This window comes from Streptomyces sp. NPDC059909 (assembly GCF_042730885.1).
GTDB lineage: Bacteria > Actinomycetota > Actinomycetes > Streptomycetales > Streptomycetaceae > Streptomyces.
The window spans coordinates 1-16,493 of the sequence record NZ_JBHWKX010000032.1; the positions used below are offsets into that span (position 1 = coordinate 1).

Annotated in this window: 15 protein-coding genes and 2 pseudogenes; 10 read left to right on the forward strand and 7 right to left on the reverse strand. The window is 69.4% G+C overall.

The window, feature by feature from the left end; genetic code table 11:
- Window positions 1-395, reverse strand: a 395-nt coding sequence (locus tag ACFV9O_RS21955; RefSeq protein WP_385420504.1) for a transposase, incomplete at its 3' end; no start/stop codon positions are given.
- Window positions 396-1,386: 991 nt separating this feature from the next.
- Here ACFV9O_RS21955 and ACFV9O_RS21960 point away from each other — a divergent pair.
- Both ACFV9O_RS21960 and ACFV9O_RS21965 read left to right on the forward strand, forming a co-directional pair.
- Complete coding sequence (locus tag ACFV9O_RS21960; RefSeq protein ID WP_385420358.1) at window positions 1,387-1,833, forward strand: hypothetical protein; 447 nt, start codon at window positions 1,387-1,389, stop codon at window positions 1,831-1,833.
- A 134-nt stretch (window positions 1,834-1,967) separates the two neighbouring features.
- Window positions 1,968-2,504, forward strand: a complete 537-nt coding sequence (locus tag ACFV9O_RS21965; RefSeq protein WP_385420360.1) for a 2'-5' RNA ligase family protein — start codon at window positions 1,968-1,970, stop codon at window positions 2,502-2,504.
- A 19-nt stretch (window positions 2,505-2,523) separates the two neighbouring features.
- On the opposite strand, the gene istB is transcribed toward ACFV9O_RS21965, so the two are convergent.
- Together istB and istA are read right to left on the reverse strand one after the other, a co-directional pair.
- Window positions 2,524-3,309 carry an IS21-like element helper ATPase IstB gene (gene istB, locus ACFV9O_RS21970; RefSeq protein ID WP_385420361.1) on the reverse strand — a complete coding sequence of 262 codons (786 nt, stop codon included), beginning with the start codon at window positions 3,307-3,309 and terminating at the stop codon, window positions 2,524-2,526.
- On the reverse strand, window positions 3,306-4,961 hold the full coding sequence (gene istA / locus ACFV9O_RS21975) for an IS21 family transposase (protein ID WP_385420363.1): 1,656 nt from the start codon (window positions 4,959-4,961) through the stop codon (window positions 3,306-3,308). Before istA ends, istB begins: the two co-directional genes overlap by 4 nt.
- A 270-nt stretch (window positions 4,962-5,231) precedes the next feature.
- Here istA and ACFV9O_RS21980 point away from each other — a divergent pair, with 270 nt between their 5' ends.
- The 6 genes from ACFV9O_RS21980 (at window position 5,232) to ACFV9O_RS22005 (ending at window position 9,892) form a co-directional block, all read left to right on the forward strand.
- The gene (locus ACFV9O_RS21980; protein ID WP_385420364.1) at window positions 5,232-5,537 is read left to right on the forward strand and encodes a hypothetical protein; all 306 of its coding nucleotides are present in this window, start codon (window positions 5,232-5,234) and stop codon (window positions 5,535-5,537) included.
- Between the two features lie 539 nt (window positions 5,538-6,076).
- Window positions 6,077-6,361: a hypothetical protein gene (locus ACFV9O_RS21985; protein ID WP_385420365.1), complete on the forward strand. Its 285-nt coding sequence runs from the start codon at window positions 6,077-6,079 to the stop codon at window positions 6,359-6,361.
- Complete coding sequence (locus ACFV9O_RS21990; protein ID WP_385420367.1) at window positions 6,358-6,756, forward strand: DNA-binding protein; 399 nt, start codon at window positions 6,358-6,360, stop codon at window positions 6,754-6,756. The genes ACFV9O_RS21985 and ACFV9O_RS21990 overlap by 4 nt, the downstream gene beginning before the upstream one ends.
- A 290-nt stretch (window positions 6,757-7,046) precedes the next feature.
- Window positions 7,047-8,420 (forward strand): ferric reductase-like transmembrane domain-containing protein, encoded by a 1,374-nt coding sequence (locus tag ACFV9O_RS21995; RefSeq protein WP_385420506.1) that lies wholly within the window; start codon window positions 7,047-7,049, stop codon window positions 8,418-8,420.
- A 67-nt stretch (window positions 8,421-8,487) separates the two neighbouring features.
- Window positions 8,488-9,126, forward strand: a complete 639-nt coding sequence (locus ACFV9O_RS22000) for an FMN-binding protein (protein WP_385420369.1) — start codon at window positions 8,488-8,490, stop codon at window positions 9,124-9,126.
- Between the two features lie 28 nt (window positions 9,127-9,154).
- The gene (locus ACFV9O_RS22005; RefSeq protein ID WP_385420507.1) at window positions 9,155-9,892 is read left to right on the forward strand and encodes an FAD:protein FMN transferase; all 738 of its coding nucleotides are present in this window, start codon (window positions 9,155-9,157) and stop codon (window positions 9,890-9,892) included.
- Window positions 9,893-9,969: 77 nt separating this feature from the next.
- Here the strand turns inward: ACFV9O_RS22005 and ACFV9O_RS22010 are convergent, their stop codons facing one another.
- Together ACFV9O_RS22010 and ACFV9O_RS22015 are read right to left on the reverse strand one after the other, a co-directional pair.
- The gene (locus ACFV9O_RS22010) at window positions 9,970-11,166 is read right to left on the reverse strand and encodes a S8 family peptidase (RefSeq protein ID WP_385420371.1); all 1,197 of its coding nucleotides are present in this window, start codon (window positions 11,164-11,166) and stop codon (window positions 9,970-9,972) included.
- 645 nt (window positions 11,167-11,811) lie between these two features.
- Window positions 11,812-12,033, reverse strand: a complete 222-nt coding sequence (locus ACFV9O_RS22015) for a hypothetical protein (RefSeq protein WP_385420373.1) — start codon at window positions 12,031-12,033, stop codon at window positions 11,812-11,814.
- 1,002 nt (window positions 12,034-13,035) lie between these two features.
- Here ACFV9O_RS22015 and ACFV9O_RS22020 point away from each other — a divergent pair.
- Together ACFV9O_RS22020 and ACFV9O_RS22025 are read left to right on the forward strand one after the other, a co-directional pair.
- Complete coding sequence (locus ACFV9O_RS22020) at window positions 13,036-13,851, forward strand: hypothetical protein (protein ID WP_385420375.1); 816 nt, start codon at window positions 13,036-13,038, stop codon at window positions 13,849-13,851.
- Window positions 13,852-14,875: 1,024 nt separating this feature from the next.
- On the forward strand, window positions 14,876-15,928 hold the full coding sequence (locus ACFV9O_RS22025; RefSeq protein ID WP_385420377.1) for a biotin/lipoate A/B protein ligase family protein: 1,053 nt from the start codon (window positions 14,876-14,878) through the stop codon (window positions 15,926-15,928).
- A 206-nt stretch (window positions 15,929-16,134) separates the two neighbouring features.
- On the opposite strand, the pseudogene ACFV9O_RS22030 reads toward ACFV9O_RS22025, so the two are convergent.
- Window positions 16,135-16,203 (reverse strand): annotated as a pseudogene (locus ACFV9O_RS22030) (transcriptional regulator); the annotation flags it as partial.
- Window positions 16,175-16,477, reverse strand: a pseudogene (locus tag ACFV9O_RS22035) (hypothetical protein); the annotation flags it as partial. The pseudogenes ACFV9O_RS22030 and ACFV9O_RS22035, both read right to left, overlap by 29 nt.
- Window positions 16,478-16,493 lie beyond the last annotated feature (16 nt).

Sequence of the window (16,493 nt, forward strand, 5' to 3'; positions counted from 1 at the left end):
AGCCCGGCGCAGAGCCGCGAGACCTCGCTCTTGGAGATCCCGGTGTCCGCTCCCAGGGCCCTGACCAGGTCGTCCACGCTACGGGTGGACACCCCATGGACGTATGCCTCGACGATGACCGCGTAGAGGGCCCGGTCGATCCGGCGGCGGCGTTCCAGCAGGCTGGGGAAGAAGCTGCCGGTGCGGACCTTGGGGATCGCCAGGTCCAGATCCCCGGCCTGCGTGGTCAGCGTCTTGCCGCGGTGGCCGTTGCGCATGTTGGTGCGGGCCTCGGTGTGCTCGCCGGGCTCCGCCCCGATGAACGTGGTGGCCTCGGCCTCGATCAGTTCCTGCAGGATCCGCTGGGCCAGGACCCGGACCAACTCGATTCCGTCCGCCGTACGCAGTGACTCCATCAGCCGGAGTAAGTCATGCTGGGACAAGGCCATCGTGGCACCTCTCTCAACGAGCTTCGCTACTCGGAGAGTTGCGCGATGGCCGCCCCATGACCAGGGCCTATGCAGTGATCGCTGCTACACCACTCGGCGGGACACCATCGGCCGAGCGACGGCACCGGCGAAGACTCCGCCCGCGCGGGACACCCAGTTCGCCCGCACAATGGCAGCTCATCACTCCCTTCGGCGAAGAGCCGGCCGCGCACCGGTCGGCGTTACGCGCCATCGCCGCGTAGACGCGGTCCACGTCACTCCCCACTCGTTCGAGCGCATTGCCTCGAACCACCCGTCGCTGACAAACGGAACTGACAACATGCCGCCGTCGCACGTCAACCTCGAGTCGAAGGCGGGCCATTGGACCGGCAGGTCAATGAGCGGCAACTCTCGGTTCTGCAGTGGGTGGAAGACGGACCTCCTGCCGGCGTTTGAGAGACCAACTCCTACAAGACCACCTGTCAGGCACTGCAGAACCGGGGCCTGGTCACGGTCTCCCGGAAGGCCGGGCAGTGAAGCGTCGCCCTGACGAGTGCAGGCCGGCACTACCTGGCGCACGGCACATACCCTCCCCGTGGATCGCGCCCGCGGAAGACCCAAGCCGCCGCTACACAACCCCCGTCCACCCGAGCACAGGAAACTCCGACCTCCGCGCGAAAGCCAAGCCCTCCATCACAGCCTCGCGTGACGTTCACGGAACAGCTGCTGCAAGAGCTCGCGGAGGCCAGCGGCCAGATCGTCAAGAGCGGCAACGGTCCGGACCTGGAGAAGTGGCCGATCCCGCGTCGCCGCGGCACGCAGGTCCGGAAGGGTCCCGGAGACGAAGGAACTGTACGGGGATTGGTGCCATGGCGGGTACGAGATCAAGCTCGTCGACATCCCCGCCTGGCGCCTCGCCGTCCTCGAACCCATCCCCGTTCCCTCCCGGCTCACGCGGCCGCACACCGTGGTCCGGGCCATGCAGAACGAACAACAGCCACTGGGCCTCACAAAGCCCGTCCAAGGACGTGCCCTCCGGCTCATCCAGGCGCTGATCACCGCTGCCGAGACCGAAGGACACTCCAGTTCGGCAGGACAGACCGGCTTCGCACCCCCGTCTCATCGCCGCCGCAGGGCATCTCCCCACTTCACCACCACCGCACAGGGCCAGACCGTGGGGTTCCTCGTCCTCCAGGAGCAAGACCGGACCGAGCACGTCGCCACCGAGAAGGAACTCGCCGACGCCAAGAAGAACTCCTGGATCAGGATCCCCCGCTACGACTACACCCCGTCCGAACGGCTCCGCTTCGTCCTCAGCGGCGGCCAACCGCACCGGGCGAGCGAATGGTCCGACACCCCCGGCCGCCCCCTTGGCTTCGAACGAGTCCATTGGCCCCAGGGGAACGAGTTCGCTGGCCCCAATTAGCGATCTTGGGCGCTCGTCGTGAACGAGTCGATTGGCCCCACCTGAGCGATCGCGTTGGGTGTCGACCGCCGGTTCAACCGCCCGCGATCGTAATCGGGTCGCTGTTGTTCTGGGCTCGCTGATACATATGTGCGATGGCAGGCGACGATTCCGGTGAGTTTCAGGCAGGGCAGTCGGGGCTCATCGTGAGGGTCCCCGAGGCAGAACCTGCTGTTCGAGCGTGGCGTGACCGGCTGGATCCCTCAGCCCGTGCGGGTGTTCCGGCCCATGTCACTGTCCTTTTCCCGTTTCTCGACGAGAGCCGCATCGACGACGGTGCTTGTGCTGCCATCGGAGAAGTGATCGGGCGTCACCGGCCCTTCGAGGCCCGGTTCGAGCACTGCGGGCGATTCCCGGGGATCTTGTATCTCGTCCCCGAACCGGACCTCCCGTTCCGTCGGCTCACCGAGGCGATAGCGGACCGGTGGCCAGAGGCCCCGCCGTTCGGCGGGCAGTTTGACGAGGTCGTCCCGCATCTGACCATCGCCCAGGGGCAAGACGATGCCGTGCTGGAGGAGACCGAGGCCGACCTTCGCGGCCGGCTTCCCGTCACTGCCCGCGTGTCGTCGGTCGATCTGATCGTCCACGACGGAACAAGGTGGCAGCAGCGGGCGTCGTTCGCGCTCCGGTGATTCCTCTGTTCGTCATCGGTCAGCCACCGCTCTGCTGGGCTTTGGTGTGGGCGAGGCGGTAGGAGTCGCTGCCGGTTTCGATGATGTTGCCTCCGAAAGTGAGGCGGTCCACGATGGCCGCGCAGAGCCTGGGGTCGGTGAACGTCTTGGTCCACGAAGAGAAGGACTCGTTCGAGGCGATGGCCATGCTGTTCTTCTCCTCGCGCTCGGTCAGAACCTGGAACAGCAGCTCAGCGCCGCGCCGGTCCAGCTCCATATAGCCCAGCTCGTCAATACAGAGAAGATCGACCCGTCCGTAGCGAGCGATAGTCTTGGTCAGCAGCTTCTCGTCGGCCGCCTCGACGAGCTCGTTGACGAGTTTGGTGGCCAGGACGTACTTGACCCGGAAGCCGGCCATCGCGGCCTCGGTGCCCAGCGCGATCAGCAGGTGTGACTTGCCGGTGCCGCTGTCGCCGATCAGACACAGCGGCAGCCCTTTGCGCACCCAGTCGCACGAGGCCAGGGTATGGATGGCCGCCGGGTCGATGGCAGAGTTCGCGTCGAAGTCGAACGTGCGAAGCGCCTTCTCGCGGGGAAAGCCCGCGGCCTTGATCCGGCGTTCGGAGCGGCGGCGGTTGCGGTCGTCGCATTCGGCCATCAGCAGCTCGGCCAGGAACCCGCGGTAGGTCATCTGGTCGCGGGCTGCGGCGTCGGCGAGTTCGGAGAACTGGCCCCGCATGGTGGGCAGGCGCAGGTTGCGGCAGGCCGCGTCGATGGCCGCGTCGGCGGCGGGCTCGGTCAGACCACGGGGACGAGTGGCGTTCATGGCAGGGGACTCCCTTGGCTGGGGGGACGTCCGGCCGACGGCCGGGTATGGCGAAGGAGCTGGTCGTAGGCGGCCACCGAGGGCAGCGGCCTGGGGTCCGGGGGCAGCGCGGCGAGCCTGCGCGCGGTCAGCGACACCACCGGAGAGGCGATACGGCCCAGCGCCGTGTCCGGGCCCGCCTCGGCGGGAGTTTCGCGTTCGGCGGCCAGGCGGGCTTCCAGGGCCACTGCGTCCGAGGTCAGGGCCCCGGCCCGCAGTGCGGCGGCGATCCCGGCGACGACGTGGTCGTGGCTCATGTGCCGGTGCAACAGCAGAACCTCGATCAGCGCACGGGTGCCGGCCGCGTCGCCGTGTGCGCGGCTGGCGGCCTCCCACCAGGCGTCGTGCACCGGGGTGAACTTCCCCGCCGCGCGGGCCTGGTCCAGCGCGGTCGCCCCAGGCAGCGCGCCCGGCTTGCGCAGCAGCCCTTCCAGGTAGTGGTCCAGATCCAGGCGGCTCCCGCCGCGTGTGACGAGGCGCTCGTGCCGGGCGACTTCGGTGCGGCCGTCGTAGACCACTACCTCGGAGGCGTGCAGCAGGACGCGGACCTGGCGGCCGATCAGCCGTACCGGCACCGAGTAGTGGTTCTGCCGCACGGTGATCTGCGCGTAGCGGTCCACCCTCGGGGTCAGGAGCCGCCCGGTCTCGAAGTGGTCCTCGGGCAGCGGTTGGAGCAGGGGTCTTTCGATGGCGAAGTACTCGCCGACGGTGCGCGGGCGCTCGCCGATCCGGCGCTGGTCGTCCTGCCGGTCCCACTCGTCGATCCGGGCGTTGAGCTCGGCCAGGGTGGTGACATCGGGGACGGGGACCAGGTGGTTGCGGCGGAAGCGGCCGACTTCGCCCTCGACGCCGCCCTTCTCATGGGCGCCGTCGATGCCCGGTTGGCAGTAGAAGGCGTCCAGGCCCGCCCAGGAGCGGAACGCGGTCCAGCGGTCTGTCTCCACCCGGGCCCGGGTGAAGCCGAGCACCCGGGCCACCGCGGAGGTGAGGTTGTCATAGCGGACCTTGCCCCTGGGTATGCCGCCCAGCACCTGGAAGGCGTGGACATGGCCCTCGAAGAAGGCTTCCTGCCCCTGCGAGGCCGACACGTGGTGCACGGCCTTCCCGGAGAACGAGAGCCGGAAAACGAACAGGTAGCACAGGGTGCGCACGCCGTCGAGCGTGATGTAGACGTCTCCGAAGTCGACCTCGGCCTCCTCGCCGGGGCGGTGCGTCTGCGGGATGAACACGCTGGGTGGTCCGCGGCCCTCCTCGACCCAGATCTCGGGCTTGCGGCGCCTGATGTAGTCGCGGACCCGGCCGTAGGAGACGTTGTCCATCCCCTGCTCGTCCACCAGCCGGTCGAAGACCCGCTTGGCCGTATGGCGCTGCTTGCGCGGGGCATCCAGATCAGCACGCAGAATCGCGTCGATCAGAGGCTTGTAGGGGTCGATCACCGAAGGCCGCGGAGGCATCGGCTTGCGGGGCGCTGGCCACGGGGACGTCAGAGCTTCGCGCACCAGACGCCGGTGGACGCCGTAGCGGCGCGAGAGTTCGTGGATCGACAGCTTCTCGGTACGGGAGTCGCGGCGGATCGCCGCGAAGAGCTCAACCTTGGTTCTCGGGCCATCCATGCGGGCCCCCTGACTGTCGGAAGCACATCGATGCTCCCACTGCAAGACCGCCCCTGGGGCCACTTCTAACGAACACTCAAACTGCGATCAAGCTCCTGGGGCCCAAAGGTTCGTTCCGCTGGAGCCAGAGAAGTCGTTCACAGCCACCCCCTGGAGGACCAGCTCGCCGAGATCGCCCAAGAGGTCACCCTCCGCGGCGAAGCCGCCGAACGCAGACGCCTCGACGAGATCGAAGCGGCACGCCAGAAGCGCATCCGCTGGGAAGCCGCCATGGAAGGAGCCCGCATCCGGTATGCCGAGGCGTACCGCGTCAGGCACTTCGAAGCGCAGGAAGCGGCTTGGCGCCACGCCACCCGATTGACCGAGTACGTGAGCGCTGTGCGCACGCGAGTCGACGCCATGCCGCCGGGGCAGGCCAGAACCGACGCCGAAGCATGGATCAGCTGGGCAGCGGCCACCGTGGAGCGCCTCGGCCCACTGAACACACCGCCCCGGCTGACCGACATTCCCGAGCCACGCGCCGACGACCTGAAGCCCTTCCTCGGGCACTGGAGCCCCTACGGTCCCACCTGCTGACGCCCGCTCCGCCAAACGTCCGGCCCGCCGAAGTACGGCGGCAGCGCGCCTGCCACCGCAATCAGCGGCGCCGGATCCCAGCCGAATTTTCTTCAAGTTCCCGCAAAACCAGCCCTCGGGAGCGCGCCTCCCAGCCAACGTGACCTGCACGATCAGTCAGGTGACGCCCCGTCAGAACGAGCGTCATTTGAGCGTCACGAGCGTCATTTCAGCGTCAAGATATCGCCCGTAACGCCCACACCGCACATAACGCGCACACACAAAACCGCAGGTCAGGAACCCTTAGCCACCGGCTCAAGGATGGCAACGCACTCCACATGATGCGTCACAAGAAACAGGTCTATGCAAAACATGTCGAAGGAAACCGCAGGTCAGGGGCATGCGTAACGCAAATCGGACTCAGGATCAATATGCATTGTGGGCACTATGGGCGCTACGTGGGGTCTCTCGACGCACGCCGCGGCCCGCTCCAGGGGCCCCGAGGCACCGCCACCGGCAAGGATCTCGCTGTATAGCATTCGAAATGCTATAGTCGTCTCATGGTTGACGACGACACCGACTTCCCTCCCGGCGACGGCCCCAGCAGCGGCATCTCCGTCTCCCTCACGGCCGGCACCCTGCAAGCGATCCGTGAGCGGGTCGGCAAGCGGGGTGTGTCCGCGTACCTGGAGAAGGCCGCCCAGCGGCAGATCGAGCGCGACAACCTGGACGAGCTGATCGCCGACTTCGACAAGACCCACGGCCCCGCCGACCCGGAAGCCGTCGCCACCAAGCGGGCCAAGCTCACCGGCGGCACCACCTCCGATACGGGGGCGGCCGCGTGAGCGGCGCCCTCATCCTGGACAGCGAGGGCCTGGCCAAGGCCGTGCGACGCGACCGCGACGTCCACGAGTGGCTCACCGCCGCACGCGACGCCGACCTTCCCGTGATCACCTCGGCCGCGGTCCTCGTCGAGGTGATCCACCCCCGCATCAGCGACGCCGCATTGAAGTGGACGCTGTCCCGGCTGCGCGTCGAACCGGTCACCCAGCTCCTCGCCCAGTCCGCCGCCGCTCTGCTGCGAGCGGCGGGACTGCACGGCCACAAGTACGCCATCGACGCCATGCTCTGCGCCACCGCCCTCGCCCAGCCCGGCCGCGTCACGATCCTGACGTCCGACGTCGAGGACATCACCATGCTCACCGCGGACCACCCCCGCGTGACCGCAGAGAAGGTCTGATTCACTCCGCCGCACCGGCCTCGGAAGACGAACCCTCCGGAGGGCCGCACCGCGTCCGCCTACCCGCGCCACCGATCATCGAATGCACGCTCACCGACGCGGTACGACATCCGGGACCGTTGCAGCCAGGAACGGTCCCATGGGAGAAGAGGAACCGATGGCGTGGTCGCCGCTGCATGACTGCCGATTTCGACAGCGCTCCCGGTGCGGGAACCGCCTCGGTGCTCTCCTTGCCCCTCTCCAAGACCGGTAAGGTGCGCGGGCACCAGGCCGACCGGAGGGCTCAGCACGTGACGACGATCCAGCACAGCAGGGCGGGCAGACGGCAGGCCCAGCGCCGTATCCGCCCCAGGCGTTCCCCCGCCGTCCCCTTGATCGTCCTCGCCTGGGCCGGCGCGGCTGCCGTCGTGTGGATGTGGTGGCTCAACACGCCGGCCGTGCTCGCCGACGCCGGGGACCGGCTGATCCACGCGGGACGGATCACCGGCCTGCTCGCCGGATACGTGATCGCCCTGGTCGTGGTGCAGATGGCACGGGTCCCTGCCCTGGAGCGGCGGGTCGGCTCCGATCGCGTGTCGCGCTGGCACGCGACGACCGGCCGGTACACGCTCTCCCTCACCCTGGCGCACGTGGTGCTGACGGTGTACGGGTACGCGCTGCAGGGCCGGATCGGCGTCGTGGAGCAGACGGTGTCGCTGGTGACCGAGTACCCGGAGATGGGCAAGGCGACGATCGGCACGCTGCTCCTGCTGCTCGTCGGGCTCGTGTCGGCCGGCGCGATACGGCGCCGGGTGCGCTACGAGGTCTGGTACTACCTGCATCTGCTCACCTACCTCGCCGTCTACCTCGCCTTCTGGCATCAGCTCGCCACAGGGGCGGAGTTCATCGCCGACCGGGGTGCGCGCACGGTCTGGTACGTGCTGTACGGAGCGGTCGGCGCGCTGCTCGTCTGGTACCGGGTGCTGACTCCGGTACGGCTCAACCTCGTCCACCGCATGAGGGTGGAGGAGGTGGTGCCCGAGGCCCCGGGTGTGGTGTCCGTGCTCGTCCGCGGGCGCCGGCTGCACCGTCTCGGGGCGGAGGCGGGACAGTTCTTCCGCTGGCGGTTCCTCACGAAGGGGCTGCGCTGGACGGCGAACCCGTACTCGCTCTCCGCGCCGCCCCGGCCCGACCTGCTGCGGATCACGGTCAAGGCCGTCGGCGGGCACAGCGCGGCCCTCGTCGGGCTGAGGCCGGGGACCCGCGTGTGGGCCGAGGGCCCGTACGGGTCGCTGACCGCGGCCCGCCGCAGCCGCGGCAAGGTGCTGCTGATCGCGGGAGGCGCGGGCATAACTCCGCTGCGCGCACTGTTCGAGACCCTCCCGGGCGCCGGGAGCGATCTGACGCTGCTGTACCGGGCCCGTACGGCGGACGACCTCGCGCTGCGCGCGGAACTGGAGGCGATCGCGGACGACCGCGGGGCGCAGCTGCTGTACGCGGTCAACGGGCCGGACGGCAGACGGCCGGCGATCAGCGCCGAGATGCTCCGCCGGATCCTGCCGGACATCGCCCGGCACGACGTGTTCGTGTGCGGGCCGCAGGGGCTCGCGGAGGAGTCGTACGCCGCACTGCGTGAGGCGGGCGTACCGGACCGGCGGATCCACCACGAGTCCTTCGCCTTCTGAGCCGCCGGACCGCCGGCCGTCTGGTCCGGGGTGTGACGCCTGGGGGCTCCGTGACGCTGAGCCGGGTATGAGGAAGACACACCCGCTCCGCCGCGCGGTGCTCGCCGGCGCGGGCACCGTTTCCGCCGTCGTGCTGCTGCTCGCGCTCAAGCCGACCACGGATCCGTCGCTCGCCCAGGACGCGGCGGGCCTGGGCACTCCCATCGCGTCCGCGGTTCCGGCCGGCACCGGCGCCGCTTCCTCCGCCACCACTTCGCCGTCGGCCTCGGTGAGCGCCTCGGCCTCCGCCGCCTCCGAGAGCGCGTCGCCGTCGGCCGTTCCGTCGGCGTCTCGTACGACCACCGCTCCGGCGAAGACGAGTGCCCCCACCGCGTCCCGGACCCCGTCGGGCACCACCAGCACCTCGGGCAGCACTTCTGGCGGGTCCACCACCCGGTCCGTCGCCGGAGCCACGATCAGTACGCAATACGGCGCCGTCCAGGTGCAGATCACGCTCAAGGGGAGCACGATCACCGGGGCCACCGCCGTGAAGTCGCCGTCCTCCACACCCCGGAGCAGGGAGATATCCGCCGACGCCATCCCCCAGCTCAACCAGCGGACACTGGCGGCGCAGAGCGCGAACATCGACTCCGTCTCGGGAGCCACCTACACCAGCGCCGGCTACCGCCAGTCGCTCCAGAGCGCCCTGGACAGGGCGGGTGTCTGAGCCGCGCGTACGGCATGTGGAACACGTGATGGGCACGGTGTTCTCCTTCGACGTCCGCGGGTGCTCCGACCTCTCCCGTACGCGCGAGGCACTCGCCGAGGCGGTGGACTTCCTGCACCACGTGGACCGGGTCTTCTCCCCGTACCGCGAGGACAGCGAGGTCAGCCGCCTGGCGCGCGGAGAGCTCACCCGTGAGCAGTGCGGTCCGGACGTCCAGGAGGTGACGCGCCTGTGCGAGGACATGGTGCGGCGCACCGAGGGCTGGTTCTCCCCCTGGTACGCGGGAAGCGTCGGCGGATGGGATCCGACCGGGCTGGTGAAGGGCTGGGCGACGGAGCGCGCGGCGCGCATGCTGGCCTCGGCGGCCGGCGTCGACGCCGTGTGCGTCAACGGCGGCGGTGACATCCAACTGCTCGGCGGGCCCTGGCGCATCGGCCTCGCCGACCCCCTGGCCCCGGGCGCTCTGGCCACGGTGGTGGAGGTGGGCGCCGACGTGCCGGAGGCGGCCGTGGCCACCTCGGGCCCCGCGGAACGCGGCTGCCACATCCTCGACCCGCACACGGGCGAGCCGCCTGGGCACGCGCTCGCGGCGATGACGGTCGTCGGGTCCTCGCTCACGATCGCCGACGCCTTCGCCACCGCCGCCTACGCCATGGGCGATGCCGCCCGCTCCTGGCTGGAGCAGCAGCCGGACGCCGAGGGCCTGGCGACGACCGCCACCGGCGCCACCTGGCAGAGCACCGGCTTCGCCCGCTGGACCGCCTGACGCTTCGCGCAGACGACCGCCGGTGGCCGTTCCCCCACGGGGCGGGACGGCCACCGGCGTTCACCAGATCAACCGGATCAGAAGAGGGAGTAGAGCAGCCGGTTCGGCGAACCGGTACCCGCGCTCTTCACCACGCCGCTCGTCGTGGCGGCCACCATCGCGTCCCTGACCTGCGCGGGAGTGGCGGAGGGGTGCCCCGAGAGGTAGAGCGCCGCGACGCCCGCCACGTGCGGGGTGGCCATCGAGGTGCCGCTGATGGTGTTAGTGGCGGTGTTGCTGGTGTTCCAGGACGAGGTGATGCCCACGCCCGGCGCGAAGAGGTCGACGCAGGTGCCGTAGTTGGACCAGGACGCCTTGGTGTCGGTCTTGTCCGTGGCACCGACGGTGATCGCTTCGGGCACTCGGGCGGGGGAGTAGTTGCAGGCGTCCTGGGCCCTGCCTCCCTGGTTGCCGTTGCCGGCGGCCACGGCGTAGCTCACGCCGGAGGCGACCGAGCGCTTGACCGCGTCGTCGAGGGAGGTGCTGGCGCCGCCGCCGAGGCTCATGTTGGCCACGGCCGGCTTGACGGCGTTGGCGGTCACCCAGTCGATGCCGGCGACGACACCGGAGGTCGTGCCCGAGCCCTGGCAGTTCAGGACGCGTACGCCGACGATCGTGGCGCCCTTGGCGACGCCGTACGTCGATCCGGCCGTGGTCCCCGAGACGTGGGTGCCGTGGCCGTTGCAGTCGTTGCCGTTCTGCCCGTCGCCGATGGTGTCGGTGCCGATGACGGCGCGGCCCCCGAACTCCTGGTGGGCGGTGCGGACTCCGGTGTCGATGACGTAGATGCTGACGTTGGAGGCCGTGGTGTTGTACGTGTACGAGGTGTCCAGCGGCAGCTGGCGCTGGTCGATGCGGTCCAGGCCCCAGGTCGCGTTGGACTGGGTGGCGTTGAGCGCGACGCGGGCGTCCTGCTCGACGTAGGCGACCCTGGGATCGGAGGCCAGGCTGCGAGCCTGGGCAGCCGACGCCTTCACGGAGAAGCCGCGCAGCGACGAGCTGTACACATGGGTCAGGACGTCGTACCGGCCGGCCAGGCTCTCGGCGGCCGGGCGGACCGAGGTGGGAGCGGTGTCCTTGAGGACGACGATCCAGCTCCCCGCGATCGCCGTTTCAGCGGGCGCGAGGCGGACGTCGGGACGATCGGCCCCGTGGGCGGGGGAGGCCGCCAACAAGCCGGCGGCGAGGACAGCGGCGGGGATGAGCGCACGTATCCGACGCGCGGGGGATCTCATTCTCGGTAACCAGACCTTTCGTTGTCCGTGGTACGGGCAATTCGGGCCGTGCGGATGCTGCGGTCCCTCGGGGTCGCCGAGTGGACGCCGGTGACGGCTGGTCAGTCCGCGCCGTGCACAGCAAGACCGCCGCATCCCCCGCACACTCTCGTTGACGAGAGGCGTGATGGGCGGCCTTGGAGCGTGGACGAATGTCCCACGGGTGCGCGGCCGTCACAAGAGTGCGCGGCAGATGGAGTGCCACCGAGCGGTCGTCCGGAGCTGTTCGACTGGTCTGTCGTTTTGAAGAAGGTGGGGTGCTCGTCCGGAACAGAGCCGTCGTCCGTAGAAGCGGGCTCGATGCTCGGCACCTTCGTCGCCGGCGAATCGACAGCTTCACTCGTCCTCGCGGAAGGGGCTGGCGGGCAGAGCCCAATCCCCTTCACGGCCGGGGCGCCGGAAAGAGCACACCGCCGCCGAGAAGCAACTCACCGAGGCCAAGAAGTCCTTCTGGAGGCAGAATCCCCCGCTTCAACTACACAGCGCCCGATCGGTTCCGCAGAGTACTCAGCGGCAGCTGACCATACCGGGACGGCGAATGGGCCTGCGTCTGGAGGCGTCTTCCGTTGCCTCGGTTCCTGGGCGGCTGCCGTCCGGGCTCGCCTGTCAGCGGATGGAGCAGCCGTGGCGCGTTCCTGAGGTCGTGGCGAAGGCCGTGAGGAGTTCGTTCAGGGCCTTGCGCTTCGAGGCGTCGAGCGGGGCGCGCCGGCCGCAGGACAGCGTGGGTGGTGTGACTTTGGCGTACGCCGCGCCGAGGGCGCCGGGGCAGGCTTGGGAGCGGGTGACGATGCCGACGATGCTGCCGGGGTAGCGTGTGTCCAGGTACATCTCCTGCTGGGCGGAGGGGCCGTAGTAGCCGTTGATACGTACGTGGCCCGCCTTGCCGCAGGTTCACGTCGCACTCCGCGGCAGGTCTTGCATGCCTCGGCTACCGGCCGTTTCGCGGCTCTGGTCGCATCGATCCTGTCGGAGGCCCCAAGGTCCCTTCGCAGTGGAAGCGTTCGGCAGTACGGCGGGCGGTCTCGGTGGCGATGCGGGCGACATCGCTAACCTAGTCGGTGGTGAGTTCGGCCTTGGAAGCCGCCGGTCCCGGGGCCGAAGCGCACCTGGGCGCGACCTCCGGCCACGTCAGCCCGCTGGTTTGAGCGCATTGCCTCGAACCACCCGTCGCTGACAAACGGAACTGACAGCATGCCGCCGTCGTACGTCAACCTCGAGTCGAAGGCGGGCCATTGGAGCGGCAGGTCAATGAGCGGCAACTCTCGGTGCTGAAGTGGGTGGGAGCCGGGTGTCCTGCCGGTGTCTGGGAGACCAGCTCTTACAAGACCACCTGTCAGGCACTGCAGAACCGGGGCCTGGTCACGGTCTCCCGGAAGGCCGGGCAGTGGAGCGTCGCCCTGACGAGCGCAGGCCGGCACTACCTGGCGCACGGCACATACCCTCCCCGCGGGTCACGCCCGCGGAAGACCCAAGCCGCCGCTCCACGACCCCAGTCCACCCGAGCGCAGGAAACTCCGACCTCCGCGCGAAAGCCAAGCCCTCCATCACAGCCTCGCGTGACGTTCACGGAACAGCTGCTGCAAGAGCTCGCGGAGGCCAGCGGCAGGATCGTCAAGAGCGGCAACGGTCCGGACCTGGAGAAGTGGCCGATCCCGCGTCGCCGCGGCACGCAGGTCCGGAAGGGTCCCGGAGACGAAGGAACTGTACGGGGATTGGTGCCATGGCGGGTACGAGATCAAGCTCGTCGACATCCCCGCCTGGCGCCTCGCCGTCCTCGAACCCGTCCCCGTTCCCTCCCGGCTCACGCGGCCGCACACCGTGGTCCGGGCCATGCAGAACGAACAACAGCCACTGGGCCTCACAAAGCCCGTCCAAGGACGTGCCCTCCGGCTCATCCAGGCGCTGATCACCGCTGCCGAGACCGAAGGACACTCCAGTTCGGCAGGACAGACCGGCTTCGCACCCCCGTCTCATCGCCGCCGCAGGGCATCTCCCCACTTCACCACCACCGCACAGGGCCAGACCGTGGGGTTCCTCGTCCTCCAGGAGCAAGACCGGACCGAGCACGTCGCCACCGAGAAGGAACTCGCCGACGCCAAGAAGAACTCCTGGATCAGGATCCCCCGCTTCGACTACACCCCGTCCGAGCGTCTCCGCTTCGTCCTCAGCGGCGGCCAACCGCACCGGGCGAGCGAATGGTCCGACACCCCCGGCCGCCCCCTGGAAGACCAGCTCGCCGAGATCGCCCAAGAGGTCACCCTCCGCGGCGAAGCCGCCGAACGCAGACGCCTCGACGAGATCGAAGCCGCACGCCAGAAGCGCATCCGCTGGGAAGCCGCCATGGAAGAAGCCCGCATCCGGTATGCCGAGGCGTACCGCGTCAGGCACTTCGAAGCGCAGGAAGCGGCTTGGCGCCACGCCACCCGATTGACCGAGTACGTGAGCACTGTGCGCACGCGAGTCGACGCCATGCCGCCGGGCCAGGCCAGAACCGACGCCGAAGCATGGATCAGCTGGGCAGCGGCCACCGTGGAGCGCCTCGACCCACTGAACACACCGCCCCGGCTGACCGACATTCCCGAGCCACGCCCCGACGACCTGAAGCCCTTCCTCGGGCACTGGAGCCCCTACGGTCCCACCTGCTGACGCCCGCTCCGCCAAACGTCCGGCCCGCCGAAGTACGGCGGCAGCGCGCCTGCCACCGCAATCAGCGGCGCCGGATCCCAGCCGAATTTTCTTCAAGTTCCCGCAAAACCAGCCCTCGGGAGCGCGCCTCCCAGCCAACGTGACCTGCACGATCAGTCAGGTGACGCCCCGTCAGAACGAGCGTCATTTGAGCGTCATTTCAGCGTCAAGATATCGCCCGTAACGCCCACACCGCACATAACGCGCATGCGCAAAACCGCAGGTCAGGAACCCTTAGCCACCGGCTCAAGGATGGCAACGCACTCCACATGATGCGTCATCGGGAACAGGTGATGTCGGAGCTGCAAGCGCCTTCTCGGCGGATGCCGCTTCGTCCGCAAACCCGCAGCATTGCCTCAGCGGCCGTCTCATTCGCGACAGAGCAGCACGGTCTCGCTCACCGTCCCCTCGGCAGCCCTCAGACCAAGATCCGGGCCGCGGACGAAAAACCTGCTGGCGGCTTCCTCACTTGCCTAGCGACAGTCACGCCGTCGCCATCGGAGTCTGCCGTGGCCCCGTGGGCTCCGCCCCCACGTCCACCCCTCGACACCCCAAAGCCGCAGGCGAGCGGCATTCCGCTGGGTCTTCCCCAGCCGCTTCCCCTGGGGAGTGGCTGGGGAGTTTCTCGTCGCCGGGGGAGGCTCTGGGGAGTTCGGGCAGCATAAGCCGGTACCCCGCCGAAAGACACAGAAAGACACGTTGCCGCAGGTCAGGGACTCAACCGGTGCCAAAAGCCCAGGTCAGCGGCCCGGCCTCGGGGCCTCCATGCCGAAGGTGCCCTGAAGGGTCGGCCGGGTGGTGAACATGTGCGGGGACTCCCTCGGCTCGCGGAAGCGGATGCGGCGCCTCCGGGCAGCGTACGCGCGCGTGCCGCGCCTGTGTAAGGGGTGTACTCGTGTGCCGTGGAATACGCGAGGATGCGAGGGAATCGCCGACCGCTCGGCCGGCGTTCTGCTGACGGTACGCAGAGGCTGGAGGCGGCGCGGTGCACGGTGAGTACAAGGTTCCGGGCGGCAAGCTCGTCGTCGTCGATCTCGACGTCGTGGACGGCGCCCTGCGCGACGTCCGGGTCTCGGGCGACTTCTTCCTCGAACCCGACGACGCGCTCCTCGCCATCGACCGCGCCCTGGAGGGCGCCCCGGCCGACACCGACGCGGCCGGGCTCGCGCTGCGTGTCGACGCGGCGCTGCCGCCCGGCACCGAGATGTACGGACTGACGACCGAGGGCATCGGCGTCGCCGTGCGCCGCGCCGTCGCGCACGCCACCGACTGGACCGACCACGCCTGGCAGCTCATCCACGACGATCCGCAGCCGCCCGCGCTCCACATGGCCCTCGACGAGGTCCTCACCGCGGAGGTCGCGGCCGGGCGGCGCCCGCCGACGCTGCGGGTGTGGGAGTGGGGCGCCCCGGCCGTGGTCATCGGCAGCTTCCAGTCGCTGCGCAACGAGGTCGACCCGGCCGCGGCCGAGCGTCACGGGATCACGGTGGTGCGGCGGATCTCCGGCGGCGGCGCGATGTTCATCGAGCCGGGCAACACCATCACGTACTCCCTGTCCGTGCCCGGATCGCTCGTCTCCGGGCTGTCCTTCGCGGACAGTTACGCCTGTCTGGACGACTGGGTGCTCGGCGCGCTCGGCGACATGGGCATCAAGGCCTGGTACCAGCCGCTCAACGACATCGCCACCGAGGCCGGCAAGATCGCCGGTGCGGCGCAGAAGCGGGTGGTGGACGGCGAGGCGGTGCTCCACCACGTGACGATGGCGTACGACATCGATGCCGACAAGATGCTCGACGTGCTGCGCATCGGCCGCGAGAAGCTCTCCGACAAGGGCACGAAGAGCGCGAAGAAACGGGTGGATCCGCTGCGCCGGCAGACCGGTCTGCCGCGCGAGGCCGTCATCGAGCGGATGATCGACTCGTTCCGGGGCCGGTACGGACTGGCGGAGGGCAAGGTGACGGACGAGGAGATGGCGCGGGCACGGGAGTTGGTGGCGACGAAGTTCGCGACCCAGGAGTGGACCGCACGCGTTCCGTAGCGGCGCAGTTCAGTTTCCGCATGCCGTGCAGGACCGGACCGGCTCCCACCCGGCAGCGGGGAAACGGTCACTCTGCCGGGGCGTACGTACACAGCTCTGCCGGCCTGGATCTGTGCGTTGTGCTCGATGGCCCGGCCCGCGAGCGCCAGGGCGGGCGGTATGACGCTTTTCCCCATGGCAATGAGCGCGTACTCGACACGCGGCGGAACCTCCGCGTAGGCGGTGCGGGAGACGAGCCCGTCCCGTTCAAGGTTGCGCAGGGCCAGTGTGAGCATCCGCTGCGAGATGCCGGGTGATGCTCGCCGGGGTGGGGCCGCCGCCCTGCGGGGCAGGCCGACGGGACCCGGAATGGGCGGGCCTGGCAGCCACGGTGTCGGTGGTACGGTCCTCGACTCCTGCGGCGATGGCGCGGTCCATGCCGGCCGGCATCGCGGCGAACTCCAGCGGCACCTGTGCCGTCAGGCGGTCACGCATCTGCTCGTAGGTCAGCCGGCGGTGGGCCACCGGGCGGCCGGTGATCTCCGTAAGGATCGCGGCGATGTCGTCGTGACGGCCACGGGCCCGG